General features: G+C 59.3%; 10 protein-coding genes. 1 reads left to right on the top strand and 9 read right to left on the bottom strand.

The window, feature by feature from the left end:
- The coding region (locus tag CINSTRO3249_RS09375) for an integrase core domain-containing protein (protein WP_143146879.1) at nt 1-229 on the top strand (229 nt) is incomplete at its 5' end.
- 253 nt (nt 230-482) lie between these two features.
- On the opposite strand, the gene CINSTRO3249_RS09365 is transcribed toward CINSTRO3249_RS09375, so the two are convergent.
- From CINSTRO3249_RS09365 to CINSTRO3249_RS09325, 9 genes are all read right to left on the bottom strand, one after another.
- A complete protein-coding gene (locus tag CINSTRO3249_RS09365) occupies nt 483-1,094 on the bottom strand; it encodes an undecaprenyl-diphosphatase (RefSeq protein ID WP_174249766.1) in 612 nt (203 codons plus the stop codon).
- 325 nt (nt 1,095-1,419) lie between these two features.
- Nucleotides 1,420-1,812, bottom strand: coding sequence for a 4-amino-4-deoxy-L-arabinose-phosphoundecaprenol flippase subunit ArnF (arnF, locus tag CINSTRO3249_RS09360; RefSeq protein WP_074013084.1), 393 nt, complete (start codon nt 1,810-1,812; stop codon nt 1,420-1,422).
- Nucleotides 1,812-2,147, bottom strand: a complete 336-nt coding sequence (arnE, locus tag CINSTRO3249_RS09355; protein ID WP_074013083.1) for a 4-amino-4-deoxy-L-arabinose-phosphoundecaprenol flippase subunit ArnE — start codon at nt 2,145-2,147, stop codon at nt 1,812-1,814. The genes arnF and arnE overlap by 1 nt, the downstream gene beginning before the upstream one ends.
- Nucleotides 2,144-3,796 (bottom strand): lipid IV(A) 4-amino-4-deoxy-L-arabinosyltransferase, encoded by a 1,653-nt coding sequence (gene arnT / locus CINSTRO3249_RS09350; RefSeq protein ID WP_074013082.1) that lies wholly within the window; start codon nt 3,794-3,796, stop codon nt 2,144-2,146. The genes arnE and arnT overlap by 4 nt, the downstream gene beginning before the upstream one ends.
- Before the next feature lie 7 nt (nt 3,797-3,803).
- Nucleotides 3,804-4,697 (bottom strand): 4-deoxy-4-formamido-L-arabinose-phosphoundecaprenol deformylase, encoded by an 894-nt coding sequence (gene arnD / locus CINSTRO3249_RS09345; protein ID WP_074013081.1) that lies wholly within the window; start codon nt 4,695-4,697, stop codon nt 3,804-3,806.
- The gene (gene arnA, locus CINSTRO3249_RS09340) at nt 4,694-6,676 is read right to left on the bottom strand and encodes a bifunctional UDP-4-amino-4-deoxy-L-arabinose formyltransferase/UDP-glucuronic acid oxidase ArnA (RefSeq protein ID WP_074013080.1); all 1,983 of its coding nucleotides are present in this window, start codon (nt 6,674-6,676) and stop codon (nt 4,694-4,696) included. Before arnA ends, arnD begins: the two co-directional genes overlap by 4 nt.
- Nucleotides 6,673-7,653, bottom strand: a complete 981-nt coding sequence (arnC, locus tag CINSTRO3249_RS09335; protein ID WP_074013079.1) for an undecaprenyl-phosphate 4-deoxy-4-formamido-L-arabinose transferase — start codon at nt 7,651-7,653, stop codon at nt 6,673-6,675. The genes arnA and arnC overlap by 4 nt, the downstream gene beginning before the upstream one ends.
- Nucleotide 7,654: 1 nt before the next feature.
- Nucleotides 7,655-8,794, bottom strand: a complete 1,140-nt coding sequence (gene arnB, locus CINSTRO3249_RS09330) for a UDP-4-amino-4-deoxy-L-arabinose aminotransferase (protein ID WP_074013078.1) — start codon at nt 8,792-8,794, stop codon at nt 7,655-7,657.
- Nucleotides 8,795-8,901: 107 nt separating this feature from the next.
- Nucleotides 8,902-9,139: integrase core domain-containing protein (locus tag CINSTRO3249_RS09325; protein WP_143146896.1), on the bottom strand; the 238-nt coding region annotated here is incomplete at its 5' end.

The raw sequence follows: 9,139 nt of genomic DNA, 5'->3' as shown, positions 1-9,139 counted from the left end.
CGGCGACTCCTACGATAATGCGATGGCAGAGAGTATCAACGGGTTGTACAAAACGGAGGTTATCCACCGCGGGAGCTGGAAAAACCGGACGGAAGTGGAGTTGGCCACGCTGGACTGGGTGGACTGGTACAACAACAGAAGGCTGCTCGGGCGGCTGGGTTACATCCCTCCTACTGAAGCCGAAATGAACTATTACGCTTTGCAATTAGCATCAGAGGAAGCGGCGTAGTATTGCCAAAATTACTCTCTAATAAACTCGGGGTTATTCAGGTGCGGATTCAGATGCAGATGCAATTGCGGATGCGGATGCGGATTTTAAGTTGCGGATGCAGATACAGATAAGGCTGTAGATGCGGATGCGGGCGTGAGTGCGGATGCAGATACAGATGAGGCTGTAGATGCGGGTGCGGCGCCAGGTTAGCCGAATAATCGGCAGAACTTACAGCCTCCTCGGGAAGCAAAACCCTGGCGCAGCACGTCGATTATTTCATCATCCCTTTGCGTATACCCGCTGCGAATAAAGCATGATAAAGCGGATAAACGAACGCATAAACGGTATTTATCGCCCTGGCACAACGCAGGCTTAACGCCGCGCTCACCAGCGCAACCCCGAGAGATGCCATCATATCCAGCGGAAAATGAACGCCCATATACACCCGGGCCCAGGCGACCATTACGCTGAGGGCGAACAGCGCCAGCCCCTGCCGACGCAGGGTACCGCGGGCTATCAGGCTAAAGCTTATGGCGCAGGCCAGCGACATGTGATCGCTGGGGAAAGAATTATTGGCCGCATGATAAAGGAAATTCTGCACGAGGGGGATCATAAACGGCCGCGGATGCTGCCAAATCATACCCAAAGCGATATTGATAGCCAGCGCCAATAGCATGCTGAGCGTGGCGTAGAGCACGGCTTTTTTTTGCTCTTCTCCGCGCCAAAACCAATTGAACAGCAATACCAGTGGGAACAACGCCACGGCGTCGCTGGCGAAAAACGTTCCCACCCGCAGCATGCCGGCGCTGACTGCGGCGGGGGCATTGATTAACTGAAACAAATAAACGTTAAGCTGTTCCAAAGCCGGCGAGAAGGTGGTCATAGCATGCATCCATAGTTAATAAAAGCGGGGGAAAGCGCACCTCGGTGTAGGTCATTTTTCGGGCGGGCGCCATGCCCTTCCCTGTGTCGCGCGACGATTGATAACGAACGCCGCGGGCTGGTGCCTGTACGGTACGCCATGTGTCGCAATGGCCTATTGTGCCACCCTGACCTGAAGGCAACATTAGGACCACGCCGATAATCGCCAGGGCGCGACGCGTCGCGTCGCCCTTTCACCCATGGTCGCCCAGCGACGCGGCGTGTTACCCTGGCCGCCGATGGAACCCCAGCGGCGCGGCGTGTTGCCCTTATCGCCGTTGGCTCTCTCAGCGGCGAGGCGTGTCGCCTTTGCCGCCGGCGGGCAGGCAAATCAACAGCAGGCCGCCGCAAATCATCGCCACGCCCATCAGGCGTGATAAGGTAAATTGCTCATTGAATTCGGGGATCATCAGCGCGCAAGCGGCCACCAGGACATAACTCAGGCTGAGCAGCGGATAGGCTTTATTCAACGGCAAACGGCGCAGCGCCATAAACCAGCATGCCATGGAACCGACATAGGCCAGCAAGCCCCCCGCCAGCAAGATGAGGGGTTCCGCGTAAGCCGGGTCCAGCCACAGTCGGAGGGCGCCAAGCGGCGGCAAATGCATCATTGCCCATTTCAACAGCAACTGCGCGGCGCTGACCAACGCCACGCTGAACAACGCCCAGCCGTAGCCCATCACAAATTCACCCCCATGCACATCACGCCTGCGACTATCAGCAGCAGGCCGCAGCCGTGGCGTAACGACACGGGTTCTCGCCACAACCAACGGGCGGCCAGCGTCACCAGCACAAAATTGAGGCTAAACATCGGATAGGCGATGCCTACCGGTACCCGCTGCAAGACCCACAGCCACACCAGCATGGCGCCGCCCAGCAGCAACAGACTGATTGCCAGCCAGCGCACCCGATGGCGCAGCTCGCCGGCACCGGCTGAGGTGCCGGCGGCGTGTTTCTGACACAGCTGCCCGGCGCAGCTGAGCAGACTGACGAGGAAAATCAGCAGATACATCATGGCCGGCGCTGATGGTACACTAATAGCACCAGCCGTCCGCGCCGGTAGGTTTCATCCGCACGCGGCAGATGGCTAATCTGCGTCTCGCCGTCAGGAAGCAGCAGCACCAGCGCCACCGAGCCCTCTTTGCAGCGCTCACCAAGCCAGGCGGAAAAATCCTCTTCGCGGATGAAGCGGTCGGCGGCGTCGGGATAGCTCAGACCGTAGGCCAGCTCGCCCTGGCGATCAAATAACGAAATGTCGCTACGTTGCAGCTCCCAGGCGAGCCCTGCCGCCACGCCAACGCTATTAGCAAAAATAAAGCGACTGTTTTCCAGCTGCGGCCGCACGGTCTGGATAAATGACTGCGGCTGCTTAGCGTCGATCACCTTCTGTGGTAACGCCTGCCCAATCAGCAGCGCAATCCCCAGTGGGCACAGCGCCGCCCAGCGCCAGCGTGCGGTCGGCGCACGCAGGGTCAGCCCACCCACCGCCGCCCAGACCAGGAAACCGAGCACCCCCAGCAGCACTTTGCGACCTTCATCCTGCGCAAAGAGCGGATGCTTTACCAGGCCCCAGGGAGCCAACACGCCGACTACCGTGATGACGCACAACAGCCCGAACAGCAGATTCAGGACGCCGTTAACCTTTAGCGCCCGCCCGCCACACGTCGCCGCATAGCGCGCCATTAGCAGGGCCAGCGGCGCGAAGCAGGGAAGAATATAGGTCGGCAGCTTGCCTTTCGACAGGCTGAAAAACAGCAGCGGCATGACGACCCAGCCCAGCAGATAAAACGCCCCGCTCTGCGTTTGACGTTCACCCCAGGCGCGACGCAGCGCGCCGGGCAGCAGCCCCAGCCAGGGCAGCGTCCCCGCCAGCAGCACCGGCAGGTAATACCAGAACGGGGCTTTATGTTGGGCATTATCCTCGGCGAAGCGCTGAACATGCTCAACCCAGATAAAATAATGCCAGAAATCCGGCTCGCGGCGCGCGATGGCGATAACCCACGGCAGACTTGTCGCCAGGGCGCCGAGTAGCGCCAGCGGCCCGTAAATAAACACCTCTTTCCAGCGTTTTTGCGCAATGACCCACGGCAGAACGCTAAGCACCGGTACCACCAGCGCCAGAAAGCCTTTGGTCATGAACCCCAGCCCGCAGGCGATGCCCAGCGCCAGATACCCCAGCCCCTTACGCCAGCCGCGGGGTGCCTGTACCGCCTGCCAGAAAGCGCACATGGCGGCCGCCATCCATAGGGCTATCATCGGGTCGAGCACCGCATAGGTCCCGATGCTGTAAACCAGCAGGCAGGAGCTGTATATCGCCGCCGCCGTCAGACCAAGCCACCGGTCCTGCCATAGCCGCAGCGCCAGCCAATACACCATGAGCGCCGTCAGGGCAATCGAGAACGCGGAACCAAAATGCACGGCAAGATTGGTGTGGCCAAACGCCCACTGGCTGAGATTATTAATCCAGTAGCCGACGGACGGTTTTTCAAAATAACGCAGCCCCAGAAAATGGGGGACGATCCAATCGCCGCTCGCCAGCATTTCGCGGCTGATTTCAGCGTAACGGGTTTCATCCGGCTGCCACAGGCCTCGAAACGACAGCGGCAACAGATAATACAGGGCAATAACGCACATCAGCCCGATACCGGGTTTAAGGGATTTCATTCTCGACTCACTTTAACAAGCGCTGATATCCAACCCACCCTTCTCGTCCCGGGATCTCGCCGCGCACCACCCGACCGACCGGCAGCGCTGCACTATCCTGGGGGAGAAGCTCTCGCAACGGACAAAAACGGATGCCTTCCGCCGCCGCCATCGACAACAGTTCTTGAAACATTCCGCTTAGCGCAATCCCTTCCGCCTCGGCGTGAATGGTGTAAACCGGCGTCCCGCTGTCGGCCTTGATGCTATCGAGAATGAAACGGTTGTAGCCGGCACGGGTCGTCGTCTGACCGATGGCCTCGTCAAACGTCGGCTGCGTCACCGGGATCTGCACCACGCCAAACGTGCCGTTGGCCAGCAGCGGCCGAAACGGCTCCGTGCCGCGACAATCGCTGTTGTAGTGAAAGTCGAAGGGCTGCTTGGCCTGCACCACGCGATCGTCCGCACGCCAGCCTGCGACCGCTGAACAGGTCACCGGCCGCGCGATAATGGCGCTCAGCGCATCCCGCGCCAGTCGAATCTGTTCCGTCAATTGCTGCTCGCTCCATACCCCAGCCCAGGTTTGCCAGGCAAAATGATCCCAGGCGTGCAGCCCGACTTCATGGTCGGCCGCGGCGGCGCGGATCTGCGCCGCCAGCCCCTGGCCGATTTTTCTACCCGGCCAGGCGGTGCCGGCCAGCAGAATATCCCAGCCGTAAAGCGATGCGGCGCGGGAGCGCAACATCTTCAGCAAAAATTGCGGTTTTGCCAGGCGCCACAGATGGCGCCCCATATTATCCGGCCCGACGCTGAAAAAGAACGTCGCCTGGATCTGCTGCGCCGCCAGCAATTCCAGCAGGCGCGGCACGCCGTCGCGGGTACCGCGCCAGGTATCGACATCAATACGCAGGCCGACGTTTTTCATTGCGCCGCGTCCGGCAAATCGACGGTTTGCAGGAAAAAGTCCAGCGTTTCGTCAATGGTCTGCGCCATGGGCACCGAAGGAGTCCAGTCCAGCAAGCGTTTGGCATTACGGATGCTCGGCTTACGGTGCTCCACATCCTGATAGCCTTTACCGTAGTAACTGCTGCTTTCCACATCGCGGAAGCCGGCAAACGGCGGGAAATGCTGACGCAACGGATGACGCTCAAAGCTTGCCAACAGCAATTCCGCCAACTGCCGGATGCTGGCTTCATTGTCCGGGTTACCGATATTGATTATCTGACCGTCGCAATTGTTGTCTTTGTTCTCAATAATGCGGAACAGTGCCTCAATGCCGTCGCTGATATCGGTAAAACACCGTTTCTGCGCCCCGCCGTCCACCAGTTTAATGGGCGAACCCTCCACCAGATTCAAAATCAGCTGCGTAATGGCGCGCGAGCTACCGATACGCGCCGCGTTCAGGTTATCCAGCCGCGGCCCCATCCAGTTAAAGGGACGGAATAGCGTGAAGCGCAGCCCCTCTTTTTCACCATAGGCCCACAAAACGCGGTCCAGAAGCTGTTTGGACACCGAGTAAATCCAGCGCTGCTTATTGATAGGCCCCACTATCAAGCTGGAGTCGTCTTCGTCAAATACCGGGTCGGTACACATCCCATAGACTTCCGACGTCGACGGGAAAATAATTCGTTTTTGGTATTTAACGCAATGACGAATGATTTTCAGGTTCTCTTCAAAATCGAGTTCAAACACCCGCAGCGGATTACGCGTATATTCAATGGGCGTGGCAATCGCCACCAGCGGCAGAACAATATCGCATTTCTTAATGTGATATTCGATCCACTCCGAATGGATGCTGATATCGCCCTCGACGAAATGGAATAGCGGGTTCACCATAAAACGGCTTATCGCATCGGTACCGATATCCAGACCGTAAATCTCGTAATTGCCGTCGCGCAGCAGGCGTTCGGTCAAATGGTTGCCGATAAAACCGTTTACGCCCAGGATAAGGACGCGGGTGCGACGCTTATGGCTGACCAGAGGAGGTGGATTCAGCAAGGCGCCCTTCACCAGCCCCAGCGCTTGCCCCAGCTGGCCGCCCTGCATATACACGCCCTGCTGACTCTGGCCGGTCTGCACCTCCAGCGCATCGCTGCCGCAGGCTATAACCAGCGGATCGATGGACAGGACCGTACCGGGCTGCGCGTCGGCGCTATTCGGCCGCACCTGCGCTTTCCAAATGATAAATTTCTCGCCGCCGGCATAGCTGAAGGCGCCCGGCCAGGGATCGGTCACCGCGCGCACCAGATTGGCCAGGGTCGCGGCCGGCTGACACCAGTCAATGCGGCCATCTTCCGGCGTGCGGCGGCCCACATAGCTGGCGACGCTATCGTCCTGCGGCGTTTCAGTGCAGCGCTGCTCGCGAATTGCCGGCAACACGTTTTCCAGCACAACGGCCGCCGCTTCGCACAGTTTGCGGTGCAGCGTCAGCGCGTCATCCTGCGGTGTAATCGCCACGCTGCGCTGCGCCAAAATGGCGCCCGCGTCGGCGCGCGCCGTCATGCGATGCAGGGTAACACCGGTTTCCTGTTCGCCGTTGACCAGCACCCAATTCAGCGGCGAGCGGCCGCGGTAGCGCGGCAACAGCGAACCGTGCAGATTGAACGCGTCGACCGTCGGCAGGCTCAGGATCTCCTGGCAAAGCAGCTGGCGATAGTAGAACGAGAAAATCACATCCGGCGCCAGCGCTTTGATGCGCGCTATCCATAGCGGGTGGTTAACGTCATCCGGCGCGAAAACCGGAATATTGTGTTCCGCGGCGATGCGCGCCACTGAACCAAAAAACGTTTTCTCTGACGGCGCATCAGGATGGGTAATGATGGCCTCGATAGTATAGCCTGCGTTGATAAGGGCGGTAACGCCCACGCAGCCCATATCATGATAAGCAAAAATGACAGCTTTCATTGTGTTTCCTGTTGAGACGAGAGTGGATTTTGACTGACCACACGCTGGACGAAGTAACGGGGACGGGCGCGCACATCGTTGTAGATACGGCCGATATATTCCCCCAATAGCCCCATGCCGATGAATTGCGCGCCAATAAAAATAAACAGCACCGCAAACAGCATAAAGACGCCTTCAGCCGCCCAATGGGCGCCGAGAAACAGGCGCAACGTGATGAGCAGCAGGGAAAAGGCAAACCCCAGCAGGGCAATCATGCTGCCGATAACGCTCAGCATGCGCAGCGGCGTGGTCGTCAGACAGGTGACGAGGTCGTACATCAGATTGACGAGCTTCATCAGACTGTATTTGGAATCGCCAAACTCCCTTTCCGAATGCATTACCGGGATTTCGATGGTTTTGCGGGCAAAGGTATTGGCCAAAATCGGTATGAAGGTGCTGCGCTCATGGCAGTGCAGCATGGCGTCGATAATGTGGCGGCGATAGGCGCGCAACATACAGCCGTAATCGCCCATCGCTTTGCCGGTCGTACGCTGGATCAACGCGTTAATCATGCGTGAGGCCCGCTTGCGGAACCAGCTGTCCTGCCGATTCTGGCGCACGGTGCCCACCACGTCGTAACCCTGCGCCGCCACCTCGACCAGGCGCGGGATCTCTTCCGGCGGATTCTGCAAATCCGCATCGAGCGTCACCACCAGGTCGCCGGTAACGTGGCTGAACCCCGCCATGATGGCGGAGTGCTGACCATAGTTGCGGTTGAGCAATACCGCGACGATATGGCTGCCCGGCGCTTCCGCCGCGGCGGTCAGCACGGCGGCGGAATCGTCGCTGCTGCCATCATCCACCAGCAAGATCTCATAGTCGGCGTCCAGCTGTTCACAGGCCGCCAGCGTGCGACGCATCAGTTCGGGCAGGCTTTCTTGCTCGTTATAGACCGGAATCACGATCGAAACTTTGTCAATTTTCATGGGTGTCGTCATATCAAACCTTGGCAATGGCGCGCAGCGCGGTAATCACGCGCTCGACATCGTCATCGTTCATGGAGGGGAAAAGCGGCAGCGAACACATACGCGCGGAGTTCCACTCGGTGGCCGGTAAGACCAGATCGGGAAAACGCTCGCGGTAGTAACGCTGCGTATGGGCGGCGCGAAAATGCAGGCCGGTGCCGATACCGCGTTCTTTCAGCGCCTGCATCAGGCCGTCGCGATCGATGCCGCAGCGCTGTTCGTCGACGCGGATGATAAACAGATGCCAGGCGTGGTGGTGTTCCCAGGCGGGCAGCGCCAGCGGCGAGAACGGCGTATCGGCCAGTCCGCGCAAGTAATGCTGGGCAAGGGCCGCCCGGCGCGCGTTGTGCTGCGTCAGCTTTTCGAGCTGCACCAGCGCGATGGCAGCATTGATATCGGCCAGATTGTATTTGTAACCCGGCGCGATCACTTCCGCCTGCGGGGCTCTGCCCTGCATGGTGCGATCGAACGCGTCCACCGCCAGGCCGTGAAACTTCAGGCTGCGGATGCGCTGCGCCAGCGCATCGTCATCCGTCACCACCATCCCCCCTTCGGCGCAGGTCACATTCTTGATGGCGTGGAACGAGAAAATGGCGGTGCCGGCGGCGCCTACGTGGCGCCCCTTGTAAGCGGTTCCCGCTGCATGCGCCGCATCCTCAATCACCGGAATGCCGTAGCGTTCGCCCAGCGCGCGAATGGCGTCGATGTCCGCTGGTGCGCCGGCGTAATGTACCGGCACAATAGCGCGGGTTCGCGGGGTGATCGCCGCTTCAATCAGCGCCTGCGTCACCATCAGCGTGTCGCGGTCGACATCAATCATGACCGGTTCGGCGCCCAGCAGGCAGATCATGTTCAGGGTGGAAACCCAGGTTTGCGAAGGCGTAATCACCTCGTCGCCCGGCACTAGCCCCAGGGCCATGAGCGTCACGTGCATACCGCCGGTCGCCGAACTCACGGCGATGGCATGTCGATTGCCGGTCAATTGACAAAACGCCTGCTCCAGCTGTGCGCATTTCGGCCCGGTGGTGATCCAGCCGGACCGCAGCACGTCACCGACGGCGGCCAACTCGGCATCGCCCAGCGCCGGCCGGGAGAACGGCAAAAATTCAGACATTATTCGGTTTCCCTTAAAAATGGCGAGTCAAGATTGCGCGGCAGCAAGCGACAGAATTGGCGTGAACTGAATAACCCCGAGTTTATTAGAGAGTAATTTTGGCAATACTACGCCGCTTCCTCTGATGCTAATTGCAAAGGGTAATAGTTCATTTCGGCTTCAGTAGGAGGGATGTAACCCAGCCGCCCGAGCAGCCTTCTGTTGTTGTACCAGTCCACCCAGTCCACCCAGTCCAGCGTGGCCAACTCCACTTCCGTCCGGTTTTTCCAGCTCCCGCGGTGGATAACCTCCGTTTTGTACAACCCGTTGATACTCTCTGCCATCGCATTATCGTAGGAGTCGCCG

Source organism: Candidatus Sodalis sp. SoCistrobi (assembly GCF_900143145.1).
Classification (GTDB): domain Bacteria; phylum Pseudomonadota; class Gammaproteobacteria; order Enterobacterales; family Enterobacteriaceae; genus SoCistrobi.
Note: the sequence above shows the minus strand (reverse complement) of the source record. Positions and strands in the feature narration are given on the sequence as shown.

Excerpts from the sequence above, each read along its gene's own strand:
- CINSTRO3249_RS09365 (WP_174249766.1), bottom strand. The coding sequence starts at position 1,094 with ATGACCACCTTCTCGCCGGCTTTGGAACAGCTTAACGTTTATTTGTTT.
- arnF (WP_074013084.1), bottom strand. The coding sequence starts at position 1,812 with ATGGGCTACGGCTGGGCGTTGTTCAGCGTGGCGTTGGTCAGCGCCGCG.
- arnE (WP_074013083.1), bottom strand. The coding sequence starts at position 2,147 with ATGATGTATCTGCTGATTTTCCTCGTCAGTCTGCTCAGCTGCGCCGGG.
- arnT (WP_074013082.1), bottom strand. The coding sequence starts at position 3,796 with ATGAAATCCCTTAAACCCGGTATCGGGCTGATGTGCGTTATTGCCCTG.
- arnD (WP_074013081.1), bottom strand. The coding sequence starts at position 4,697 with ATGAAAAACGTCGGCCTGCGTATTGATGTCGATACCTGGCGCGGTACC.
- arnA (WP_074013080.1), bottom strand. The coding sequence starts at position 6,676 with ATGAAAGCTGTCATTTTTGCTTATCATGATATGGGCTGCGTGGGCGTT.
- arnC (WP_074013079.1), bottom strand. The coding sequence starts at position 7,653 with ATGACGACACCCATGAAAATTGACAAAGTTTCGATCGTGATTCCGGTC.
- arnB (WP_074013078.1), bottom strand. The coding sequence starts at position 8,794 with ATGTCTGAATTTTTGCCGTTCTCCCGGCCGGCGCTGGGCGATGCCGAG.